At 61.8% G+C, this 22,746-nt stretch carries 15 protein-coding genes, 3 pseudogenes and 2 other annotated features; of the genes and pseudogenes, 11 read left to right on the top strand and 7 right to left on the bottom strand.

Annotated features, from left to right (window positions below):
• Window positions 1-204 precede the first annotated feature (204 nt).
• The 3 genes from K3M67_RS20470 to K3M67_RS20460 are packed head-to-tail and all read left to right on the top strand — an operon-like array spanning window position 205 to window position 3,684.
• Window positions 205-1,458 carry an MFS transporter gene (locus K3M67_RS20470; protein WP_285833222.1) on the top strand — a complete coding sequence of 418 codons (1,254 nt, stop codon included), beginning with the start codon at window positions 205-207 and terminating at the stop codon, window positions 1,456-1,458.
• Window positions 1,455-2,507 (top strand): sugar phosphate isomerase/epimerase family protein, encoded by a 1,053-nt coding sequence (locus K3M67_RS20465; protein ID WP_285833221.1) that lies wholly within the window; start codon window positions 1,455-1,457, stop codon window positions 2,505-2,507. The genes K3M67_RS20470 and K3M67_RS20465 overlap by 4 nt, the downstream gene beginning before the upstream one ends.
• 22 nt (window positions 2,508-2,529) lie before the next feature.
• Window positions 2,530-3,684, top strand: coding sequence for a Gfo/Idh/MocA family protein (locus tag K3M67_RS20460; protein ID WP_285833220.1), 1,155 nt, complete (start codon window positions 2,530-2,532; stop codon window positions 3,682-3,684).
• Window positions 3,685-3,886: 202 nt separating this feature from the next.
• Here K3M67_RS20460 and K3M67_RS20455 read toward each other — a convergent pair whose 3' ends face one another.
• The gene (locus K3M67_RS20455) at window positions 3,887-5,137 is read right to left on the bottom strand and encodes a metallophosphoesterase family protein (protein ID WP_285833219.1); all 1,251 of its coding nucleotides are present in this window, start codon (window positions 5,135-5,137) and stop codon (window positions 3,887-3,889) included.
• An 8-nt stretch (window positions 5,138-5,145) separates the two neighbouring features.
• Here K3M67_RS20455 and K3M67_RS20450 point away from each other — a divergent pair, with 8 nt between their 5' ends.
• Window positions 5,146-5,421, top strand: coding sequence for a hypothetical protein (locus K3M67_RS20450; RefSeq protein ID WP_285833218.1), 276 nt, complete (start codon window positions 5,146-5,148; stop codon window positions 5,419-5,421).
• 36 nt (window positions 5,422-5,457) lie between these two features.
• Here K3M67_RS20450 and K3M67_RS20445 read toward each other — a convergent pair.
• The 4 genes and pseudogenes from K3M67_RS20445 to K3M67_RS20430 all read right to left on the bottom strand — a co-directional run bounded on the left by K3M67_RS20445 (window position 5,458) and on the right by K3M67_RS20430 (window position 12,708).
• Window positions 5,458-6,686 (bottom strand): IS3 family transposase gene (locus K3M67_RS20445; RefSeq protein ID WP_285833217.1). Its coding sequence is split into 2 segments (ribosomal slippage): window positions 5,458-6,398 and window positions 6,398-6,686, totalling 1,230 coding nucleotides; the frame shifts between segments, so codons are not numbered across the junction.
• Window positions 6,289-6,405 (bottom strand) — a sequence feature (AL1L pseudoknot). Its footprint overlaps the gene before it by 117 nt.
• A gap of 49 nt (window positions 6,687-6,735) precedes the next feature.
• A pseudogene (locus K3M67_RS20440) lies at window positions 6,736-7,670 on the bottom strand (IS1182 family transposase); the annotation flags it as partial.
• A 237-nt stretch (window positions 7,671-7,907) separates the two neighbouring features.
• Complete coding sequence (locus K3M67_RS20435; RefSeq protein ID WP_285833216.1) at window positions 7,908-11,285, bottom strand: PAS domain S-box protein; 3,378 nt, start codon at window positions 11,283-11,285, stop codon at window positions 7,908-7,910.
• Between the two features lies 1 nt (window position 11,286).
• Window positions 11,287-12,708, bottom strand: coding sequence for an ATPase domain-containing protein (locus K3M67_RS20430; protein WP_285833748.1), 1,422 nt, complete (start codon window positions 12,706-12,708; stop codon window positions 11,287-11,289).
• A 558-nt stretch (window positions 12,709-13,266) separates the two neighbouring features.
• Window positions 13,267-13,322, top strand: a sequence feature (sul1 is cis-regulatory element that is thought to sense ions involved in sulfur or methionine metabolism; They are found in Alphaproteobacteria).
• 66 nt (window positions 13,323-13,388) lie between these two features.
• Between K3M67_RS20430 and K3M67_RS20425 the strand changes: the two genes are divergently transcribed.
• The gene (locus K3M67_RS20425; protein ID WP_285833215.1) at window positions 13,389-14,870 is read left to right on the top strand and encodes a SulP family inorganic anion transporter; all 1,482 of its coding nucleotides are present in this window, start codon (window positions 13,389-13,391) and stop codon (window positions 14,868-14,870) included.
• Window positions 14,871-15,016: 146 nt separating this feature from the next.
• Here the strand turns inward: K3M67_RS20425 and K3M67_RS22010 are convergent.
• Window positions 15,017-15,100: pseudogene (locus K3M67_RS22010) on the bottom strand (oxidoreductase); the annotation flags it as partial.
• Here K3M67_RS22010 and K3M67_RS20420 point away from each other — a divergent pair.
• A pseudogene (locus K3M67_RS20420) lies at window positions 15,065-15,253 on the top strand (transposase); the annotation flags it as partial. The pseudogenes K3M67_RS22010 and K3M67_RS20420 sit on opposite strands and share 36 nt — an antisense overlap.
• 601 nt (window positions 15,254-15,854) lie before the next feature.
• On the opposite strand, the gene K3M67_RS20415 reads toward K3M67_RS20420, so the two are convergent.
• Window positions 15,855-16,760: a LysR family transcriptional regulator gene (locus K3M67_RS20415; RefSeq protein ID WP_285833214.1), complete on the bottom strand. Its 906-nt coding sequence runs from the start codon at window positions 16,758-16,760 to the stop codon at window positions 15,855-15,857.
• A gap of 131 nt (window positions 16,761-16,891) precedes the next feature.
• Here K3M67_RS20415 and K3M67_RS20410 point away from each other — a divergent pair, with 131 nt between their 5' ends.
• The 5 genes from K3M67_RS20410 to K3M67_RS20390 all read left to right on the top strand — a co-directional run bounded on the left by K3M67_RS20410 (window position 16,892) and on the right by K3M67_RS20390 (window position 22,746).
• On the top strand, window positions 16,892-18,331 hold the full coding sequence (locus K3M67_RS20410) for an aldehyde dehydrogenase family protein (protein WP_285833213.1): 1,440 nt from the start codon (window positions 16,892-16,894) through the stop codon (window positions 18,329-18,331).
• Window positions 18,328-19,869 (top strand): ABC transporter substrate-binding protein, encoded by a 1,542-nt coding sequence (locus K3M67_RS20405; protein ID WP_285833212.1) that lies wholly within the window; start codon window positions 18,328-18,330, stop codon window positions 19,867-19,869. The genes K3M67_RS20410 and K3M67_RS20405 overlap by 4 nt, the downstream gene beginning before the upstream one ends.
• A 191-nt stretch (window positions 19,870-20,060) precedes the next feature.
• Window positions 20,061-21,143 carry a DSD1 family PLP-dependent enzyme gene (locus K3M67_RS20400; protein WP_285833747.1) on the top strand — a complete coding sequence of 361 codons (1,083 nt, stop codon included), beginning with the start codon at window positions 20,061-20,063 and terminating at the stop codon, window positions 21,141-21,143.
• Entirely contained in the window at window positions 21,143-21,535 is a 393-nt protein-coding gene (locus tag K3M67_RS20395; RefSeq protein ID WP_285833211.1) for a RidA family protein, read from the top strand. Before K3M67_RS20400 ends, K3M67_RS20395 begins: the two co-directional genes overlap by 1 nt.
• Window positions 21,536-21,564: 29 nt before the next feature.
• On the top strand, window positions 21,565-22,746 hold the full coding sequence (locus K3M67_RS20390; RefSeq protein ID WP_285833210.1) for an acetyltransferase domain-containing protein: 1,182 nt from the start codon (window positions 21,565-21,567) through the stop codon (window positions 22,744-22,746).

Here is a 22,746-nt window from a genome sequence, read left to right as displayed (position 1 = left end):
GCCAGTCAAGGCATTTTTGTCATAGATTTATAACATTTAAAAATTGCGACAAATGTCTGTTTTGTATAACAATTTAATTCGGTACCACCATAATTCATGAGAAATATCTTGCATTTGCCCATGCATAGCAGAACTGTCATATCGTCGAATCAGGATGGCGATGCTAAGCAACAAGCGAATGAACCGTCGCGACAGAGGATAGCCATGGCCCATTTTGACCCCAGTTCACATGCCGGTGCCACAGCGCCGCAGGGAGTGGTTCTGACCCCCCGATTGAGCGCGATGATGTTCATGCAATTCTTCGTCTGGGGAGCGTGGAACGTCACGCTGGGTCTGGTCATGCAGACGGTCGGCATGGGCAATATGATCGGCAATGCCTTTTCCGTCGGCCCGATCGCGTCGATTGCAGGCTCCTTCCTGATCGGCATGGCGGCAACCCGTTATCTGTCCCCCCGCACGCTGATGGCCGTTCTGCATCTGGCCGGCGGACTATTGCTCTTCCTGCTGCCCGCCCTGCTCACGCCGCAGACGGGCGATAGCTTCGTCTGGCTGCTGCTTGCCTATATGATCATCTACATGCCCTCGGTCGGACTGGCGAACACGATCGCGCTCAAAAGCTTCGGCAACCGCGGGGACCGCTTTCCGTTCGTGCGCGCCTTCGGCACGCTCGGCTGGATCGTCGCCGGACTGATCATCGGGGGGGCTGGCCTGTCCGCCAGCCCGCGCATCTTTCAGGTCGCGGCGGTCGTCTCGCTGGCGCTGGGCATCTACAGCCTGACATTGCCCGCCGTCGCCGCCGATGCGCCGCGCGACGAAAGCCTGATCCGCCAGATATTGTGCGTGGAGGCTTTCAGCCTGCTGAAGCAGCGCTCGTTCCAGCTGTTCATCCTGTGCGCGACGCTGATCTCGATACCGCTCGCCATGTATTATGCCTATGCCTCGCCCTATCTGGGCGCGGTGGGCGTCAGCAATGTCAGCGGCACGCTCGCCATCGGCCAGATGTCCGAACTGTTCTTCATGTTCTCCATGCCATGGCTCTATCGCCGGTTCGGCGTGAAGCCGTTGCTGCTGACCGGGATGATCGCCTGGGCGCTGCGCTATGCGCTGTTCGCCATTGCCGACGGTCAGGGATCGGCATGGGCGATCTATCTGGGCGTCGCCCTGCACGGCGTCTGCTACGATTTCTTCTTCGTCGCCGGTGCCATCTATACCGGCACGATCGCAACCCCCAGGGGCGTGAATGCGCAGGCGCAGGGCATGCTGACCCTCTTCACCTATGGCCTTGGCATGCTGCTCGGTTCGCAGATCGGCGCATGGCTCTATGCCAGCATGCCCGCCGCCCCGAACATCGCAGATTGGCATCATATGTGGTGGTATCCCGCCATTGCGGCGGCGGTCATCGCCCTCCTCTTCCAGATCGCGTTTCGCGACGACAGCCGGATGGAGACACGGCGATGAAGACGATAAAGGGGCCAGCCATTTTCCTGGCCCAGTTTCTGGGCGACGAGGCGCCTTTCGACACGTTGGAAAATCTGGCCCGCTGGGCGGCTGGTCTGGGCTATAAGGGCATTCAGATTCCCTGCGATCCGCGCCTGATCGATCTGGCCACCGCCGCCGAAAGTCAGGCCTATTGCGACGACCTGCGCGCCATGCTGGCCGGTTTCGGTATCGAGCCGACCGAATTGTCGACCCATTTGCAAGGGCAACTGGTCGCCGTCCACCCGGCATACGACACGCTGTTCGACGGCTTTGCGCCGCCCGCGCTGCGCGGCGATCCCAACGCACGTCAGGCCTGGGCCGTCGATCAGCTGAAACTGGCGGCGAAGGCCAGCGCCAATATGGGCCTTGATGCGCATGCAACCTTTCCCGGCGCGCTGGCATGGCCCTATGTCTATCCTTGGCCGCAGCGACCCGCTGGCCTGATCGAGGAAGCCTTTGCCGAACTGGCCCGGCGCTGGCGCCCTATTCTCGATGCCTTCGATGACGCCGGGGTCGATTGCGCCTATGAAATCCATCCGGGCGAGGACATTCATGATGGCGCGACATGGGAACGTTTCCTGACCGCTGTCGAGCATCATCCGCGCGCGAAAATCCTGTTCGATCCGTCGCATTATGTACTGCAACAGCTCGACTATCTCGACTTCATCGACCGCTATCATGACCGGATCGCCTGCTTCCATGTCAAGGATGCGGAGTTCAACCCGACCGGGCGCGGCGGCGTCTATGGCGGCTATGAAGGCTGGGCGGACCGCGCCGGGCGCTTCCGCTCGCTGGGCGACGGACAGGTCGATTTCGGCGCGATCTTCTCGAAAATGGCGCAATATGATTTCCCCGGCTGGGCCGTGCTCGAATGGGAATGCGCGATCAAACATGCCGAGGATGGCGCCCGCGAAGGCGCGCTCTTCATCCGCGATCATATCATCCGCGTGACGGAACGCGCCTTTGACGATTTCGCCGCGAGCGAAATGGATCACGGCGCCAATCGGCGCCTGCTCGGCCTCGACTGACCGAACCAGAGGAGCAGGGACTATGACTGCAAGACGATTGCGCTATGCCATGATCGGCGGCGGACCCGGCGCTATGATCGGGCCGATCCATCGCATCGCCGCCCGGCTGGACGATCGCTGGGAACTGATGGCCGGCGCCCTGTCCTCCGATCCGCAGCGGGCAGCGCAGGGGGCGGCCGACTGTCGCATCGCCCCGGATCGCAGCTATGCCGACTGGCAAAGCCTAATCGCGGCGGAAGCGGCCCGCGATCGGGACCGGATCGACGCGATCGTCATCGTCACGCCCAATCATCTGCATGCCGCACCCGCCATCGCCGCGCTGGAGGCCGGCTTCCACGTCATCTGCGACAAACCCATGGCGTCCAGCCTCGACGAAGCGCAGGCGATGGCACGCGCGGCGCAGGCGTCCGGCCGCGCCTTCATCCTGACCCATACCTATGCGGGCTACCCGATGGTGCGTCAGATGCGGGCGATGGTGAAGTCCGGCCTGCTGGGCCAGTTGCGGATCATTCAGGCACACTATGCGCAGGACTGGCTCGCCACCCCGCTAGAGCAGCAGGATAACAAGCAGGCCGCATGGCGGACCGATCCGGCCCGGTCGGGTGGTGGCGGCGCGCTGGGCGACATCGGCACCCATGCCTATCATCTCGCCAGCTTCGTCACTGGCTTGCAGGCCGAAGCGCTGTGTGCCGATCTCTCCGCCTTCGGCGAAGGACGCCGGCTGGACGACAATGTCCATCTGCTGCTGCGCTATCCCGACGGCGTCAGGGGCATGCTCTGGGCCACACAGGTCGCCCCCGGCAAGGGCAACCAGCTGCGCCTCAGCCTGTTCGGCAGCGCGGGCGGCGTGGAATGGGATCAGGAATTCCCCAATCAGTTGCGCTACACCCCCATCGGTGAACCGAGCCGCATTCTGGAACGTGGCAATGATCTGATGGGCATTGGCGGCTACACCACGCGCCTTCCCGGCCACCATCCCGAAGGCTATCTCGAGGCCTTTGCGCAACTCTACAGCGATGCCGCCGACCTCATTCTGGCGGGGGATGTTGGATGTCCCTTTTTTGAGCCGTCATTGCCGGGGATCGAGGATGGAGTGGAGGGCATGCGCTTCATCGCCGCCGCCCTGGCTTCGGATCGAACTGGAGCATGGCTTCCCCGATCAGCATGGCCAGACTGATCACAAGATACAGGCTCTTCCCCCTGTCCACTATTACCGATTGCGGATCCATAGCAGACTATTTGAGAAGTCCCGGCGCTTGCCTCCGAACATTACTCACTGACTGCAGCTGGAACGGCAGCTTATCCCAATAAGCCGCTCCGAAGCGGACAGGCTCCAAAGTCCCCATAGCGCTCGAGCGATAGGCGGGAGAGGCGCATGGTTAGCCCTCCGCCGTGAGGCGCGACCGCAACGCGGTCGACGCGGTGCGGAGGACGCCCGACCAGTCGCCGCGGGCGGCGGCGAGTCGAAGTTCGCCCTCATCGGGATCGCCGAGGGACGTGCTGGCCGCCAGCATGAAGCGCTCGAGGTCGCGGCTCAGCGCATCGATGAGGTCCGGGTCGCTCGCCGCCTCGTCGATCATGGCGCCCAGGTCGTCGCCGACGACGAAGCCCGTGCGCGCCGGCTCGGTAACTTCGACCCGGACCTTCTCGACGAACAGGGCCGGGGATATCGAAGACGCGATCGCGCGGACATCGTCGCGCAGCGTCGCGGCACTATCATGGAGCGCGCCCGCCTCGACCGTCTTGCCGCACAGCGTCACGCGCGCGATTAACGGCCGACCCGAGGCATTCGCGCCGTGAAGCCCCACGAGTACAGAGCGCAGCAGATCCCCGACCTCATCCATTCGCGCTCCGGCGCAGTTCACGTCGAGACGCACCCATCGGATAACGTCGAGCTCGATCCGCTCGACGGAGGCAACCTCGCCGTCGTCAACAGCAACCAGGACCGCGCCCTTGGCTCCGGTCTCTCTGATGGTTCGCCCCTGCACGTTGCCCGCAAAAATCACGTGGGGCTCGGTGCTGACCACCTCGAACTCGTGGACGTGGCCGAGCGCCCAATAATCATAGCCCCGAGATTTCAACTCCTCGAAGCTACATGGTGCATAGTCGGCATGTCCCGGCCGACCGGCCAGCGCTGTGTGGAGCATACCGATGTTGAAAGCGTGCGGCTCGGCCGGCGGGTAGGCCAGTACAAGGTTTTCGGTGACCGCCGGCGTCGAAAAGCTCTGGCCATGGACGGCGACGGAAAGTTCGGGAAGGCGATGAGTCTCGGGCCGCCGCGATCCGAACAGCCGGACGTTCGGCGGCCAGGGGACCGTGCGCGAGATGACGGAGGCCGCGTCACGATTGCCGGCCAGCAGGAACGCTGGAATACCGGCTTGGTCCAGGCGACCCATCGCTTTCGCGAAGTAGAGACCGGTCCCCATGTCGCGCCAGTCGCCATCGAACAGGTCCCCGGCGATAACCACGAAGTCAACTTCCTCGTCGATCGCGCACTGCACCAGGTTGTCAAACGCCGAGCGCGTCGCTGAGCGGATCTCGTCGACCGGCAGGCCCTCGTATCTCGACAAACCGTGCAAGGGGCTACCGCGCCGACCCGCAGGCCGCCGATGTCCTAGGGCAGCTGCCATCGATCCGGTTGGTTCTCGACATCGGATACGACACGGATGCGCCGGATCTCGGACCGCTGGGCAACTGCATCATCGACCTAAACGACGACTGTCACGAGGCCCGCCTGGAGTTTTGTTTCGGCCCGAAGGCGACAGCGCCAGAGGCTTTCTTCGCCGACCACCTGATACCGCTCGAAGACGCCGCAGACGACCGCTCCCGCTTCTTTCGGAACCTAAGCCAACGGCTCCCGTCCGCCTATGCGGGGACGCTTGAGGCCGTCGATCCCAACGACGCCACCAACTGAAGCGCCCCGGCTTTTCAGGAGGCGGTTTTCATTGGGCTATGCAGCCATATTGAGGTTCTCGAGTGCTGCATAGTAATTGTCTTCGGCCTCAGCGGGTGGGATGTGCCCGATAGGGCCGAAGAGCCGCTGGTTGTTGTACCAATCGACCCAGCGCAGCGTTGCCATTTCCACGGCCGAAACGCTTGGCCATGACCGCTGCCGCCAGATGACCTCGGCCTTGTAAAGGCCGTTGATCGTCTCGGCCAAGGCGTTGTCGTAGCTGTCGCCGTCGCTACCAACCGAGGGAACGAGCTTGGCCTCGGCCAAGCGCTGGGTATAGTTCATCGCGAGGTATTGAACTCCCCTGTCGCTATGGTGGATCAGCCCGTCATCGGGACCTGGCCTGCGGGCATGAATCGCCTGCTCCAGAGCATCCAGAACGAAGCCTGCAGTGGCTGATGTGCTGACCTTCCACCCCACAATCCGCCGAGCAAAAGCGTCAATCACGAAGGCGACGTAGACGAAGCCCGCCCAGGTATGCACGTAGGTGAAATCGACAACCCACAGAGCGTTGGGCCGGCTGACCCGAAACTCCCGATTGACCTTGTCCAGCGGACACGGCGCCTTCGGGTTGCTGATGGTGGTGATCGTCTTCTTTCCACGCCGGACGCCCGCCAGCCCCATGGCGCGCATCAGCCGTTCCACCGTGCATTTCGCCACCATGATGCCTTCACGCCGCATTTGGTGCCAGACCTTGCGTGCGCCATAGAGGCCGAAGCTGGCCTCATGGACCCGCTTGATCTGCTCCCTGATCTCCTCATCGCGCCGGGCACGTGCCGGACGCCTTCCGGGATCGGCACGGCGCGCGGCATGTTCACGATAAGAGGAAGGGGCGATTGCCAGCTCGCGGCAGATCGGCTCGATCCCCAAATCCTCGCGATGGGCGTCGATAAACGCCATCATCATCTGCCGGGGCGGTCGAGCTCCGCCATCGCAAAATATGCTGATGCCTTGCGCAAAATCTCGTTGGCCCTGCGCAGTTCCTTCACTTCGCGCTCAAGGAGCCTCAGCCGTTCCCGGTCATCGGCGGCAAGCGCCGCTGGCCCCGCTCGTCGGCTCGCCTCCTCGCGGCACCAGCGGCGCAGCGTCTCCAGCGAGCAGCCGATCTTCGCCGCGATCGACTTCATCACTTCCCATTCCGAGCCATATTCAGCTCGCTGCTCCGCCACCATACGGACCGCCCGCTCGCGGACCTCAGGAGAAAATTTGTTCGTCGTCTTGCTCATCACGGATGCTCCTTCTCACAAGTTGGAGCCTCCTGAAAAGCCGGGGCGCTTCACTGGCGAGGATCTGCTCGCTCGAGAAATAGCCACGATCTGCCACTACATCGAGCCGATCCACACCCAGGACCATCTTGGTCGTTGTCGCCATGCCGCTCAGTTGAGCCCGGTCGCTACCCACATTCGTCACTTCATGGGCAACGATGATGTGGTGCTCTGTATCGACCGCGACCTGGACGTTATACCCCACCATTCCGGTCCCACGACCGCTTGTCGCCATGGACCGAGCGTCAGGATCAGTCAGTGAAATCTGCTGATCCGGCGCAGCCAGCATCTGCGCCTCCAGCCCGTCGAGACGTTTCATCTCCTCCTCAAGCCTGGCAATCTTCTCCTTCAGGCGATCCGTTTTTGAGGCCAGGACGTCTGTCGGCTCCTGCCGGTCCGCCGTGTCCAGTTGCGAGAGATAGCGTGCAACGCTTTCTTCGATCTGCTCCCGACGCCGCGCCAGCTTGGCTGTGGTGAAGTTGCGGTCGCGATTATTGACCGCTTTGAACTTGCTGCCGTCAATGGCAACGCTGCCACTCGTGAGCAGGGCCATCTCCCGGCAGAGAAGGACAAAACGGCCACAAACCTGGCGGATCGCAACACCATTATCCCGCCGGAGTCGGCAATCGTCTTGTGATCGGGTACAAGCCGGCCCACCAGCCACATCAGCTCGACATTGCGGTCAGCCTCCCGCTCCAGGCGTCGGCTCGACTGAACCCGATTGAGATATCCGTAGATGTAAAGCTTGAGGAGGACCGACGGGTGATACGAAGGCCGCCCTGTCGCGGCAGGCTGCGCACCGTCAAATCCAAGCCCCAAAAGATCGAGCGCATCTACAAACGCGTCGATCACTCGAACCGGATTATCATCCCCGATCCAATCATCTACGCAGGGCGGAAATAACGTCGTCTGCTTGCGATCAGCACCAGAAATGAAGCGACCCATATGATCCCCCAAACCGTTAGAGCATCATACCATATCTGCAGCGTTTTCACACAGTCTGGACCCTTTACCGCCATTCAGGCGCCGATTTTCGATCTCCAGGTCCGGACGGTCAGCTATTCCAACGGCTCTCGACCAACTCACGACTTTTTAGCGATACCGTATCGCGCTAAAATCCGTCATTTGGGTCACGCAAACCAGCCCATCGGCGACACTGTTTATGGCCGTTTGACCGGACATCTAATGGAGTAGCGAAGTGAGTGTCGCGGCAAGCTCATCTTTTCGAAATGGTTTGGTCAGCCGCGGGAGTTTGGCATCGATGCCTTCTAACTCGGCATATCCTGATACGAGCAAGATCGGCAGTTGCGGGCGCGCCAACTGGACGTGCAGGGCAAGGTCGGTACCTGTCATGCCGGGCATGAGATGGTCGGTCACGACTATGTCAATGGGCGTACCGCTATCCAGCATCCGGAGCGCCTCCTCCGCTGAACTGGCTTCGATTATCGCGTAGCCAAGATCAGCGAGCATATCGGCCGTGCTCATGCGAACCAGTTCCTCGTCATCGACAAGTAGAGCCACGCCTTGATGCGTGGCGGTGGCTGCTGCACGGTGGTGGTGCGGCGCCTCCTCGACACGTGTTGCACTAACGGGGAGCCAGAGTTCGATGTTGCTCCCCATGCTTGGTCGGCTTTGGATGGTGAGCGCGCCGCCTAGCTGCAAAGCCAGGCCATGCACCATCGACAAGCCAAGGCCAGTACCCTTGCCGATACCCTTGGTCGAGAAGAAGGGCTCGATCGCTCGGGCGAGCGTCACCTCATCCATGCCTAACCCTGAGTCGGCAACTGAGATTCGAACATATTCCCCCGGGGAAAGGCCGGAGCGGTGGTTCGCCCCTACTGGCTCAGCCGTCGCCGAGATGCGTAGCGTTCCGCCATCGGGCATGGCGTCGCGCGCGTTCACCGAGAGGTTCAGCAGCGCCATTTCGAGCTGATTGGGATCAGCCTTGGCCGATGGCAGGTTGCTGGCGGCATCGACTACGACTTTGATCTGAGGCCCGGTGGTGCTTTCGACGAGATCGCCCATCCCTGCGACCAGCTGGGCAATATCGACGGCGACAGATTGCAATGGCTGGCGCCGCGCGAACGCGAGCAGACGCTGCACCAACACTCGAGCGCGTTCGGCGGACTGCGCCGCGCCCGCGATTAGTCGCTGCTCACGCTCCGTTCCGACCCCCTTACGCTGGAGCATGTCCAACGAACCAACGATCGGGGTGAGTAGATTGTTGAAGTCGTGCGCAACGCCACCGGTGAGCTGGCCCATCGCCTCCATTTTCTGACTTTGGCGAAGTGCCTCATGCGCTGCCTCGCGCTCCGCGATTGCCTCTGCCACGCGCGTTTCAAGCGTCGCATTGAGATCGCGCAGGGCCTCCTCGGCTTGCTTGCGCGCGGTAATATCAAGCGCGGTGCCAGCGACACGCAGACAGCGTCCCGAGACATCGAACACGCCTCGCCCTTTTGCAGCGACCCAGCGCAGAACGCCGTCTTCCTTGCCGATGGTGCGATATTCGACATCGTAAAGCGCGCGCTGCGCGGGGTCGGCTGCGGCCAGATAAGCTGCGCTTGTTGCTTCACGGTCATCGGGGTGCAGGCCAGAGTAGAAGTCCACCATGGAAACCGGCACGTCGGTCGAGATCCCGAACATCGCCTTGGTTTGGGCCGGCCAGATCAGTCGATCGTTGATGATATCAACATCCCAAAAGCCAATCTCAGCGTTTTCGACGGCAAGGCGCAGCCGCTCCTCGCTCTCGCGCAGCCGCGCCTCGGCACCGACACGCTCGACATGCGCCCAGCAGCGCTCGAAAACCTCGCGAATCAGGGCGATCTCGCTCGCACTCCAGTCGCGGGGAAAATCCTGATGCACCGCCATCATCGCTGCGAGCTGACCTTGTTTTACAAGCGGGCAACAGACGATCGCCTCGATGCCGATCGACTGGAACATTGCGCGCCCTTCATCGGGTCCGAGCTCGCCAGACACGTCGCGAACGATCAGGGTTTGCCCCTGCCGCAGTTCGGCTGCAGCGCGCGGCCCGAACAGATTGAGGCTATAAGTCCCGGCAGAGGTCGCGATGCTTGGCGCTGTATAGTCGTTGCGGATCCAGAACCGGTCATTGTCGGCGTCGACATTCGCATAGGCACAGCGGGAGGCATCGATCTGCCGACCCAGCATCTCGGCGGCCGAATGCATCGCATCGTCAGCGGTGGCAGCGCCGAACAGTCGCTCTTCCAATGCTCCAAAGAAGCGTAGCCGGGCCTCGCTTTCACGCAGCGCCGCCTCCGCTTCATGCTCGGCGGTCCGGTCACGGAAAATGGTGACGTAGCCGCCGTCCTGTTCGGCGATTGGCATGGTCAGGCCCGAGCCCCAGAAGCGGTGACCGTCCTTACACACATGCCAGCGTTCGTTGATCGCGCGGCCCTCGGCGGTCGCCCGCGCCATCTCCCGCGCCGGCACATTCGCGGCCCGGTCCTCAGGCGTGAAGAACAGGCCACCAGTCTGGCCGAGCGCCTCGCTTGCCGAATAGCCCAGCAGACGTGTGGCGCCGCTACTCCATCCAGTGATCGTGCCGGCGGGGTCGAGCGACACGATGGCGAAATCCTCGGCTCCTTCGACGATCTGGCGATAGCGGGCCTCGCTGGCGCGAAGATTATCCTCGGCCCGTGCCCGTGCGATGACGATGCCGGCGGTTCGCACTACGAAGTCGACGATGGCGAGGTCTGTCGCGACGGGCTCGCGCGGCTCGCTGTGGTAAATGGCGAATGTGCCTAGAATCTCGTTTTCGACCGAAGTGATAGGAAGCGACCAGCAGGCACGCAGGTCATGCGCCAGCGCCAGATCGCGAAAGTCGACCCAAAGCGGATCGGTACTAATGTCGGCAACGAACACCGGTTCTCTGCGATACACCGCCGTGCCGCAGGAACCGACTGCCGGCCCAACCTCGATACCGTCGATCGCTTCGTTGTAAGCGGCCGGCAGGCTGGGCCCGGCGCCCTGACGCATTTGCCGACCGTCTTCACTCAGTAGCAGGATTGATCCGATCACACCCGAAGTCGACAGGGCTTCGACCTCGCGCACGATGGCGTCCAGCGTGATGGTGAGCGGCGCGGCCTCGACGGCAAGCGCGAGAATGCGATTCTGCGCCGCGCTCAGGCGTGCGGTGTCGCGCACTTCGAACTGCCGCGCTCGCGCTTTGAGCGACGATCGGATCGCGCCGAGCATTGCTTCGGCGTGAAGCGGACGCTCGAGCAGAACGACATTACCCAGCTCGGCAAGCCGCTCCGTCGCAGCGACCGTACGCGGCGTGCGCGACCCGTTGGCAAGAACCACGAATGGAATGTCCGACCAGCTTTCCTGCCCGGCCACCCAGCCAGCGATCTCCGAGGCGTTTGCCCCGACAAGTGCTTCTTCGGTGAGCAGGACCGCACCGGCGCCTTCATCCAGACGCTTAGCGAGGTCGCGCGCATCCGTGCAGATTCGCGCTGCGATGGCGTGACGGCCGAGCAAATCGGCGGCAATTGCGGCATCGCGGCCGCGCGGCGCAAAGATCAGGACAAGATCGTTCATTCTATCCGCGAGTCGTATCCGGATCCGTCTGGCTCGCCATCAAAATCTCCGCCTCGCCCGAAAAGGTTGGCACGCCTGTCAGCACACCCTGGAATTGCCTGAGCGGTTCGCCGAGCTGCAACCCGTTGCCGCCGATCTGAAACTCGCGGATCGTCCGTTCGTGCCGCGCGGTCCGCGTTTTGATGACGGAAATTGCCTGGCGGACCTCGCCATGCGCCTCGAAATAGCGCAGCTGGACGACGGTATCGGAAAGATAGCTCAGATCGACATCTGACCGGATGTCGCCGGTGATGCCGTGCAGGCCAAGGATAAGCAGGCTGACGACGCCCTTCTGGCCAAGATAGCTCAGCATCTCATGCATCTGCAGGACGAGGAACTGCTCGTTCGGCATCGACTGGAGATAAGCGTTGAGGCTGTCAATCACGACGACGCTGGCGCCATCGTTTTCGACAGCCGACCGGACCGAGCCCGCGAATTCGCCTGGCGACATTTCGGCGGGATCGATCGCCCGTAGCGTCAGCAGGCCGTTGTCGAGGAAAGGCTTGAGATCCATGCCGAGTGACGCGCTACGCGTCATCAGCGTTGGTACGCGTTCGTCGAACAGGAAATAGGCAGCGCGCTCACCACGCTCGAGCGCAGCCACCATGCATTGCACCGACGCGGTCGTCTTGCCGACCCCGGCTGGTCCGGTCAGCAAGGTCGCGGTCCCCGGAACCAGACCACCGCCAAGCAAAGTGTCGAGTTCGTCCGAGCCGGTCGTCATCGCCGTGCCGCCGTCAATGGCGTCATGATCTCCGGCGACCAGACGCGGGTAGACGCACAGGCCGCCCCGCATGATCTCGAAATCATGATAGCCGCCCCGGAACTGCACACCGCGCATCTTGACAACATGCATTCGCCGTCGCTGCCCGCCAAACCCCGCCAGTGCCTGATCGAGCGAGATTACTCCATGCGCAATACTGTGAAGCTGCAGATCACTCCCACTCGCGCCTTTGTCGTCGAGCACCAGTACGGTGCAGGCCCGGGTAGAGAAGAAATGCTTGAGCGCGAGGATCTGGCGGCGGTAACGGATCGGACTTTGCGAAAGTAACCGCAGCTCCGAGAGGCTGTCGAGCACGACGCGCGAGGGCCTTAGTTCATCGACCTTGGCCATGATGTTGCGGACCGTTTCGCCGAGTTCGACTTCGCTTGGATGGAGCAGTGTCTGCTCGTGATCTTCGGTAAATCCGTCGGCCGGGACCATTTCAAAAAGCTGTAGCTTATCTAGCGACCAGCCATGTGATCTGCCGACTGCGCGCAATTCGACCTCGGTTTCGGCGAGCGTGATGTAGAGACCGACGTCGCTGACGGCGACACCCGCCAGCAGGAAGCCGAGGCCAAGTGTAGTCTTGCCGGTACCCGGCGTCCCTTCGACCAGATACATACGTTCGGGCGTAAGGCCGCCATTGAGGATTTCATCGAGCCCGGCAATCCCGGTAGAAGCCATCGCAGTCAGTTGCTCATCGGCCGTCACGCAAATCTCCACGATCGCTACAGAAACGCAACCTATAACTCCCGGCCTCCGGTTTTGGTCCGATGAGCCGTCACGCATCTATCTTTGACTATGGGATTTAACGCGCCAGACAGGATTTTTGATGGCCACGAGAATGCATTGGTCCCACGCAACCGACTTTATCTTAGCTAATACCGTTCTCCTTCCAATGCTGGCACGCCGACTTAAATTCTGCCCCATCGCTCTGGCAAGCTATCAAGCCATCCGACTGAAATGGCGAATACGGCTGACCCAAGAGGCAACAAAGTGCCAAGGGGCGGGCGTTCCCGTTTTAAAAGGCATTGATAAGGCGGCCGGTCGAGGGTCGACCCATGCCGGCCACTCAGCCGCCGATCTCCACAACCCAGCAGCGGACCGTCCGCTCTCTGTCCACGCGGTTTTGCCGAGCATTGCGCCCACACGCCGAGGACGCTAAGGAGCGCCTATTCGCATGGACCCGGTGAAATTCCGGGTGGCTATTCCGGCCGCCGATCCGCCGGACAACGTTCGTTGCAGGCCCATTCTGCCAGCTCAAGCTACGCCGCGCCTCGCGACCTCGTCGGTTTTCCAACATGCACAGCACTGCTTTTGCGCGCTACCGCGCCGAATGGTTCGACGGCACGGCTAATGCCCGCCGCGACATCCTTGCCGGCATGGTCGGCACATTTGCCCTGATCCCGGAGGTCATCGCCTTTTCCTTCGTGGCAGGCATCGATCCGGAGGTGGGGCTGTTCGCCTCCTTCATAATCGGCATCGTCATTGCCTTCGCAGGCGGTCGCCCCGCCATGATCTCCGGTGCGGCGGGGTCAGTGGCACTGGTTGCGGCTGCGCTGGTCCATGCCCATGGCCTGCAATATCTGCTCGCCGCGACTCTGCTGGCCGGGCTGTTCCAGATCATCTTCGGGCTGATGAAGCTCGATGTGCTCATGCGCTTCGTGTCGCGGTCGGTGCGGACGGGCTTCGTTAATGCACTCGCCATCCTCATCTTTTCGGCACAGGTGCCCCAGATGCTGCATGTGAGCTGGCACACCTATGCCATGATCGGGGGCGGCCTCGCGATCATCTATCTCGCGCCCCGAATCATAACGGCCATCCCATCCCCACTGATCTGCATCCTGGTCCTGACTGTGGTGAGCATCGCCTTTCCCATGCCGATCCACACGGTTGCGGACCTTGGCCGCTTGCCTTCGTCCCTGCCTTCGCTGACAGGGCCGGGCGTGCCGGCCCAGTGGGAGACGCTGCGCATCATACTGCCCTATGCAATCGCGATGGCGGCGGTGGGCCTTCTGGAGTCCATGATGACCGCGAGCGTCGTCGATGACCTCACCGAGACCACCAGCAGCAAGGCGCGCGAATGCACCGGCCTCGGCCTCGCCAATATCGCGGCGGGGCTGTTCGGCGGCATCGCCGGCTGCGGCATGATCGGCCAGACGGTAGGCAATGTGCGCTATGGCGGGCGCGGACGGCTTTCCACTTTCGTGGCGGGCGTGTTCCTGCTGCTCGTCATGGTGCCACTGCGTCCGTGGGTAGCTCAAGTACCGGTGGCGGCCCTTGTCGCGATCATGATCATGGTGTCGATCAGCACCTTTTCCTGGAGTTCCATCCGCGATCTGGCGCGCCATCCCAAGGTATCGGGCGTGGTCATGGCGGCGACTGTCATCGTCACGGTCGCAACGCACGACCTGTCCGCAGGCGTGGCCGTCGGCGTACTACTGAGCGGCGTGTTCTTCGCATTCAAAGTTACCCGCATGATGGAGGTCACATCCGCTTACGACGAGGCGACAGACACCCGAACGTATTTCGTCTCCGGCCAGATTTTCTTCGCAAGCGCAGATATCTTTGCCGACCGATTCGATCTGCGTGACACCGCCTCCAATGTACGCATCGACCTGACCGCCAGCCATTTGTGGGACGTCACGGCAGTCGGCACGCTGGAGGAAGTTGTCACCAGAATGCGGCATCATGACATCGCGGTCGAGGTCGTCGGCCTCAATCAGGCGAGCGCCATCCTCGTTGATCGACTGGCTCCGGCGGTGGCAGCCTATTCTACCTAATCGGGGCGACCGACCCATCGCAGACGTCAGCAGCCCATGTATCGTTCCCAAGAACGGTCAGCCCGATTTTCCGTCTTCCACTGCGTTGATCGAGAGCCGGATGGTCTGCTGCACAGGCATACCATCCGGCTCTCGAGGTACCAACCTCAGATCTGGACCTGCCCGCCATCGACGAACAGTTCGACGCCGTTGACGAAGCTGGCATCATCCGAGGCGAGGAACAGCACCGCCAGTTTCTCAAGTTTTGTGGCCTCGACCTCGCTACCTGTCAGTCAGGCATGTTCCGCGGTCGGACCAAGCTGTCAAAATATGGCAATGCCCGGTTGCGGCGCACATTCTGGATGGCGACGCAGGTCGCGATCCGCCAGCGCGACAACAGCTTCCCTGCGCCAGCACAATCTCAACCTCACGCAGCTTGCCGATGATCTCTTCCGGCTTGTGCTTCTTGCTCGGCATTCAATGTCCCTTTCATGGTCCAGACTATCATAGTCTCTGGGCAACTCAGCGGGGGGGCAGATCATCGGCAAGCAACATCGCCTTCGGCATTTTTCGAGGCTACGAGTGTGCTTGGCGATAGCAAGATGGCGACGACGTTCACCGGTCGCCTCACGCTCTATGATTGCGCCATGGCTTCACGCGAGAGGGGGCTGCCATGAAATGGGTAGCTGTTCTTCTGACGCTATGCGGCTTCAACGCCGGTCAAGCCAGCCAGATCGCCTTCACCGCTGAGTTGTGATCGCAGAGATCAGGCAGCTCAGCGGGCGATAACCGCCTCGCCGCCGAGAGGCAGGTTTTTACTGAAACCCGAGGCTCCCCGCGATCCCGCGAATGACGGCTTCGTCCCACGACGCGGCGTACGCTGCCAGCAAACGTCGCCCCTTCCCGGACGTTCAGCCTTCAATCTGTAAGGTCCAGCTGCTGACCGACCGCTCCCAAATTTCCGATACGCACCGCTTGGCTAGGTTCGATGATAAACGAGGCTTGTTACTGGCGCCACGGGGTCGGCGCGAGCCTATGCCGGAGCGCCTGCAAGAATGCATTGGCTCGACCGCTTCTGCCCTGCCGCGCGTGCAGAAGGGCAACGACGTCGGCTGAGGGAAGAGTCCAATCGACGAGAATTTCCGTCAAGCGTCCAGCAGCCAGATCTTCGGCTATGTCCCACTCACTTCGGACGATCACGCCCAGCCCGGCCAGTGCCCAGTCCCGAATGATCTCGCCATCATTGCTTGAAAGCGTTGGCTTTATCCGAACCGTCGTCTTGCCTTGTTTGCGATGGGAGAAACGCCAGAGCGTCACATCCTCATTATTCTCCCGCAGCGCAAGGCAACGGTGTGAGGCGAGATCAATGGGATGGTCGATCGGCGCCGCATTTCTCAGATATTCCGGGGCCGCGCAAAGAAACCGGCGGTTGGGCGCCAGAGTAGTAACCAACCTGTCACTCTCTGGAAGGCTACCGACATGGACGACAATGTCCCAACTCTCCGATATCTGGCGTATTGGGCTGTCGGATAAGTCCAGCGTGATCGAGGCTGCGGGATGATCCACCGCAAATTGTTGCGCAACCGGCGAGACATGGCGGCGGCCAAAGCCATAGGGCGCCGCGACCCGTAGATGGCCGCGGACCTGGCTGGTACGACAGGCGAGACGTTCCGAAAGATCCTCGATGGTGCTCAGGATCGTCGTGCCCTCGGATGCGACCAATTCACCTTCATCGGTGAGACTGAGGCCGCGTGGGGTGCGCTCGATCAACTTGACCCCCAGCTTTGCCTCCAGTGCGCGAAGGCGCTGGGTCACGGCGGGAGGCGTTACATTCATTCTGCGGGAGGCCTCCGCCAGCGAGGGGGAACGGGCGATAATCTCGAAGAAGCGCAGATCATCGGTAGAGATCATCAGATCAGCCTTAATGTGACATGTAGAACAGCTTAATTGCAGCATATATGATTTTGCATATCCTGTCCGCCGAAACAACGATGAATAAGGGCAAAGCATTGCTCAGCCATCGCTGACGGAAAGGTTTAAGAATGAACGTGTCGCCTTGCGATCAACTTTATGTGGATGGCAGTTGGCAGGCGCCGGACAGGCGTTCGCCGTCCATCCCCCTGACCAGCCCAGTTACCGAAGAGATAATCGGAACGGTCGCCGCTGGAAGCAGTACGGATGTCGATACAGCGGTGGACGCAGCGCGCAGAGCGTTTGCCTCCTTCTCGCTAACCTCGTCTGATGAACGCATCGCTCTGCTGCGGAACATCCTCGCGCTGATGGAAGAAAGGTCTGAGGATCTGGCGCAGGCGATCAGCCTTGAAATGGGCAGCGCCATCTCCTTTTCGCGCGCGTCGCAAGTTCCGTTCGGTATCGCCCATATCCGCGCAGCCATAGAAGTGCTGGGCGACTATGCTTTCCTCCGCCAGCAAGGAACGACCGCCATCGTCAAGGAGGCGATTGGAGTCTGCGGCCTGATCACGCCCTGGAACTGGCCGCTTTACCAGATTACGGCTAAGGTCGCCCCGGCCATTGCGGCGGGTTGCACCATCATTCTAAAGCCCAGCGAGTTCTCGCCCCTCAGCGCGCGGCTGTTCGCGCAAATCATGCACGATGCCGGGACGCCGGCAGGGGTTTTCAACATGATCTATGGCACCGGTACGGAGGTCGGCGCGGCGATCGCGTCCCACCCGGACATCGACATGATCTCCATCACCGGATCGACCCGCGCGGGCGTGCTGGCGGCGCAGGCAGCCGCGCCGACAGTGAAAAGGGTGACGCAGGAACTGGGGGGGAAATCGCCCAATATCCTGCTCGACGATGCGGATTTCGCGCGGGTGGTGCCGCTTGGCCTCGCGGCGGCGTTCCGCAATGTCGGCCAATCGTGCAGCGCGCCGACGCGGATGCTGGTTCCGGCAGCGCGACTTGCGGAGGTCGAAGCTCTGGCAGTTGCCGCCGCAACATCGATGAAGGTCGGCGACCCGCTGGCAGAAGATACCGATCTCGGCCCGCTCGCCAATCTCAATCAGTTCGACAAGGTGCAGTCGATGATCGGCGCTGGGATCGAGGAAGGCGCAAAGCTGCTCTGTGGCGGGACGGGACGGCCCGATGGGCTGTCGCGGGGCTATTTCGCAAACCCGACGATCTTTTCCGACGTCCGGCCGACCATGAAGATCGCGCAGGAAGAAATATTCGGCCCTGTCCTGTGCCTCATCCCTTATGAAGATGAGGAAGGGGCCATCCGTATCGCGAACGACACCGTCTATGGCCTCGGTTCCCATGTCCAGTCGGGCGATCCCGACCGCGCGCGCCGCGTCGCCGCCCGGATCAGAGCGGGCCAAGTACATATCAACCATCCGGCATGGGACGGTTTTGCCGCGTTCGGCGGCTATAAACAGTCCGGCAATGGCCGCGAATATGGCGCCTTCGGGCTAGAGGAATATCTCGAAACCAAGGCGATATTGGGATATTTCCCGGCATGAGCGATCCGCTGTTCAGCCGACGCCATCTTCTGCGAACGGGCCTGTCGCTGACGGCGGGCGGCGTTCTTCTGCCGAGTGCGGGCCTCAGCGCCCCTCGCCCCCGAAACGGGGGCCGCATTCGCGTCGCCAGCACATCGACGTCGACCGCCGATACGCTCGACCCGGCGAAGGGCGCGCTCAACACCGACTATGTCCGCCATTTCATGCTCTACAGCGGCCTGACGGAACTGGACCGCACGCTCAATCCCCGCCCCGCGCTGGCGGAGGCCATTGTCAGTCGCGATCAGAAGACATGGTATGTTAGGCTGCGCAAGGGCGTGACCTTTCATAATGGCAAAAGCCTGTCATCGGCGGATGTCGTCTATTCGCTGATCCGCCATAAAGACCCCCGTGTCGGCTCTAAAATGGCCGACATCGCAAAGCAGTTTGCGGAGATCAAGGCGACCGGACCGCTGGAGTTGCAGATACGGTTGATCGGTTCCAATGCCGATCTTCCCGCGATCCTCGCCCAGTCGCATTTCCTGATTATCGCCGCGGGGCAAAAGGATTTTCGGTCGGCTAACGGGACCGGCCCCTTTAAACTGGAGCAGTTCCGGCCCGGCATTCGCACCCTTGCCCGCCGCAATCCCAATTTCTGGAAGCCGGGCAAGCCCTATCTCGACGAAATCGAACTGATCGGCATTCCGGACGAGGTGAGCCGGGTCAATGCGCTGCTGTCGGGGGACGTTCATCTGATCAACGCGGTCAACCCCCGGTCGACCAGGCGCATCCTCGCTTCGCCCGCGCACGGCATCGTGGAGACGAAGTCAGGCCTCTACACCAATCTCATCATTCGGCAAGACCGGCAGCCGACATCCAACCCTCATTTCAATGCGGCGATCAAATATCTGCTCGACCGGCCGCTGATCAACCGCGCGCTGTTCCGCAACTATGCGACCATCGCCAACGATCATCCGATTCCGCCGTCGCATCCCTATTTCCGCGCCGATCTGCCGCAGACCAAGCTCGATCTGGATCGGGCGAAATGGCATATTCAGCGGTCTGGGGTCGCGGGTGTGCGCCTGCCGCTCTATGCATCGCCCGCTGCCGAAGCGTCGGTGGACATGGCGTCCGTGCTTCAGGAATATGGATCACGCGTGGGCCTTAACCTCGCTGTCAACCGTGTCCCGGCGGACGGTTACTGGTCGACCCACTGGATGAAGCATCCGCTCGGTTTCGGGAACAGCAATCCCCGTCCCACGGCCGACATGATCTTCAGCCTCTTCTACAAGTCCGACGCGACCTGGAATGAATCGGGCTGGCAAAATCCGCGCTTCGACCGCTTGCTGCTGGAAGCGCGGGGAGAATCGGATCACGCCAAGCGCAAGCAACTTTATGGAGAGATGCAGGGTCTGGTGCGTCAATATTGCGGCAGCGCCATTCCCGTCTTCATCAGTCTGCTCGACGGCCATGACCGGCGGCTGAAGGGGCTGTATCCCCTGCCATTGGGAGGTTTCATGGGCTACACTTTCGCCGAACATGTGTGGTGGGATGGTTAAGCCTGAACTTATCCAGACATGCAGAATGCGTTAATTGCGTGATGGCATCGCGTCATGCAGCATCTTCTTTCAAGACAGCAAGGATTTCGCCCGTGAGTGCAGCAGATATATTGGAACAGGATCAGGGTGCGGACACCGTCACGCGCCTCGGTGACCTGGAAACGCCGTGCCTCCTTCTGGATGCGGAGCGTATGGACCGCAATATTGTCCGACTGCGGGAGAGGCTCGCGCCGCTTGGCGTGACGCTGCGCCCACACCTTAAGACCGCCAAGTCGGTCGAGGTAGCCCAGCGCGTCATGGGCACGCCCGAAGGTCCGGCAACGGTGTCGACGCTCAAGGAAGCGGAATTTTTCGCGAACGCCGGTGTGCGTGACATCATCTATGCCGTGGGCATAGCGCCGTGGAAGCTGGCGAAGGTGATCGAACTGCGTCGACGGGGCGTCGATCTTGCCGTGGTGCTCGACACAGTGGAGCAGGCTGAGGCAGTCGCGGCTTCCTCTCGCGAGGCAGGCGACGCCATCCCGGCGCTGATCGAGATCGATTGCGATGGCCATCGTTCCGGCGTGCTGCCGACTGACAAGGATCGCCTCATCGAAATCGGCCGGGTGCTGGAATCCGGCGGCGCGTTGCGCGGCGTGCTCACCCATGCCGGTGGCAGCTACGCCGCGCGCGGGGAGGAAGCACTGCGCCGCTGCGCCGAAGAGGAACGGCGCAGCGTCGTCGATGCGGCCATCATCCTGCGCGATGCGGGACTTCCCTGTCCGGTCGTCAGCATAGGGTCCACGCCGACAGCGCATCATGCCATGGACCTGACCGGCGTGACGGAAGTGCGGGCCGGGGTCTTCGTCTTTTTCGATCTGGTCATGGCCGGGATCGGCATCTGTCGGATCGATGACATCGCGCTTTCCGTTCTGGGCACCGTCATCGGCCATCAGCGCGATAAGGGCTGGATCGTGATCGATGCGGGCTGGATGGCGATGTCGCAGGATCGCGGCACCTCGAAACAGGCGGTCAATCAGGGCTATGGCATCGTTTGCGACGCCGGCGGTCGGCCCTATGACGATCTGATCCTGTCCGACACCAATCAGGAACATGGCATCATCATGGTCCGCCCCGGAAGCAATGCGTCGCTGCCCGATCTCAAGATTGGCGATCGCGTGCGCGTCCTGCCCAATCATGCCTGCGCCACCGGCGCGCAGCACCGCAGCTATCATGTCGTCCACGGCGACTCGGACATCGTCCAGGCCAAGTGGCAGCGTTTCGGAGGCTGGTAATGACCGACAAATTGCATCCGATCTTGACCCCGGCCGCCCCCGCGCCAGCGGGCCATTATGCGCAGGCCATCCGGTCCGGCGATGATCTCTATATATCGGGCCAGTTGCCGATCCGCGCCAATAAGGCACCGCTAGATGACATGGGTTTCGAGACGCAGGCGCGGCAGGCGATCGCCAATTTGCTCGCGATCCTTGAAGCCGCCGGGGGCCAGCCGCACGACCTGTGCCGCGTCACCGCCTATATCGTCGGGGTCGAAAACTGGCCGGAGTTCAACCGCATCTATGGCGAAATGCTGGGCGACGCACGCCCGGCCCGAACCGTCGTACCGGTGCCTGAACTGCATTACGGCTTGCTGGTCGAAATAGACGCGATCGCGCGCCTTTCCGCCTGATTCCACCCACTTTCAACCCGGAGGCACCCATGGCCACCGTCGCATATTCACCCGCTGCGTCTGTCTCCAAACCGGCAGCCAGCCCGGCACGGCTGCAAAGCATCGATGCCCTGCGCGGGCTGGTCATGGTCATCATGCTGCTCGACCATGTACGGGAAACATGGTTCCTCTACATGGCCGTGGGCGATCCGGTGGATGCGCGGACGATCATGCCCGCCCTGTTCTTCACCCGGATCACCAGCACGCTCTGCGCGCCGATCTTCGTGGCTCTGACGGGGCTTTCGGCTTACCTCTATCATCAAAAGCATAGTCTGGCGGAAACCAGCCGCTTCCTGCTGAGCCGGGGTGCGTTTCTGGTGTTACTCGAACTGACGCTCGTGAATTTCTCGTGGCGTGCCGAGCTGGTTCCTCAGTTCGTCTTCCTTCAGGTCATCTGGGCGATCGGCCTCTGCACGATCCTATTGGCGGGGCTGATCCATCTGCCAGCACGCGCGATCCTGGCACTGGGCCTGGTGCTCGTCGGCGGGCATAATTTGCTGGACGGCATCACCTTCCCGGCCAACCATCCATTGTTCCTGCCTTGGGCCATCATCCACGAACGGTCGCAAATCGAGCTGGCGGGGACGGTCATCAAGTTCAACTATCCCATCCTGCCCTGGATCGGCGTCATCTGCCTTGGCTGGTCGGCGGGTAGCTGGTTCACCAAGCTCACGCCGGACGATCGACGCCGCACGTTACGCGGGGCCGGGGCGGCGATGATCATCGGCTTCATCATCCTTCGCGCGCTCAACATCTATGGCGATGCGCCGTGGTTTGTGGTGCCCGGCGAGCCGGTCCGCACGGTGATGAGCTTCCTGGCGCTCACCAAATATCCGCCTTCGCTGCTGTTCCTGCTGCCGACGCTGGGGGTAGGCCTAATCCTGCTGGCCGCCTTCGAGCGGGCGAATGACGACCGGCCGACCCACTGGCTGTCGGTCATGGGCGGTGCGCCGATGTTCTTCTACCTCTTCCATCTCTATCTGCTGCGCATCCTGTACCTCAGCGCGCGGGCAATCTGGGGAACCAACCATGGCGACATCTTCGGCGTCGATTCTCTGGGCTGGGTGTGGGTCTGGTATCTTGGGCTGATCGTGCCGCTTTATTTCCCGACCCGCTGGTTCTCCAACCTCAAGAAGCGGCGCAAAGACATCTGGTGGCTGAAATATCTTTGA

The sequence above is a fragment of the Sphingobium sp. V4 genome, assembly GCF_029590555.1.
GTDB lineage: Bacteria > Pseudomonadota > Alphaproteobacteria > Sphingomonadales > Sphingomonadaceae > Sphingobium.
The sequence above is the reverse complement of the archived record's forward strand: the minus strand, read 5'-3'. Positions and strand labels throughout refer to the sequence as shown.

Coding starts and splice junctions, on each gene's coding strand:
- K3M67_RS20470 (WP_285833222.1), top strand. CDS start 205: ATGGCCCATTTTGACCCCAGTTCACATGCCGGTGCCACAGCGCCGCAG.
- K3M67_RS20465 (WP_285833221.1), top strand. CDS start 1,455: ATGAAGACGATAAAGGGGCCAGCCATTTTCCTGGCCCAGTTTCTGGGC.
- K3M67_RS20460 (WP_285833220.1), top strand. CDS start 2,530: ATGACTGCAAGACGATTGCGCTATGCCATGATCGGCGGCGGACCCGGC.
- K3M67_RS20455 (WP_285833219.1), bottom strand. CDS start 5,137: ATGGCAGCTGCCCTAGGACATCGGCGGCCTGCGGGTCGGCGCGGTAGC.
- K3M67_RS20435 (WP_285833216.1), bottom strand. CDS start 11,285: ATGAACGATCTTGTCCTGATCTTTGCGCCGCGCGGCCGCGATGCCGCA.
- K3M67_RS20430 (WP_285833748.1), bottom strand. CDS start 12,708: ATGTATCTGGTCGAAGGGACGCCGGGTACCGGCAAGACTACACTTGGC.
- K3M67_RS20425 (WP_285833215.1), top strand. CDS start 13,389: ATGCACAGCACTGCTTTTGCGCGCTACCGCGCCGAATGGTTCGACGGC.
- K3M67_RS20415 (WP_285833214.1), bottom strand. CDS start 16,760: ATGATCTCTACCGATGATCTGCGCTTCTTCGAGATTATCGCCCGTTCC.
- K3M67_RS20410 (WP_285833213.1), top strand. CDS start 16,892: ATGAACGTGTCGCCTTGCGATCAACTTTATGTGGATGGCAGTTGGCAG.
- K3M67_RS20405 (WP_285833212.1), top strand. CDS start 18,328: ATGAGCGATCCGCTGTTCAGCCGACGCCATCTTCTGCGAACGGGCCTG.
- K3M67_RS20400 (WP_285833747.1), top strand. CDS start 20,061: ATGGACCGCAATATTGTCCGACTGCGGGAGAGGCTCGCGCCGCTTGGC.
- K3M67_RS20395 (WP_285833211.1), top strand. CDS start 21,143: ATGACCGACAAATTGCATCCGATCTTGACCCCGGCCGCCCCCGCGCCA.
- K3M67_RS20390 (WP_285833210.1), top strand. CDS start 21,565: ATGGCCACCGTCGCATATTCACCCGCTGCGTCTGTCTCCAAACCGGCA.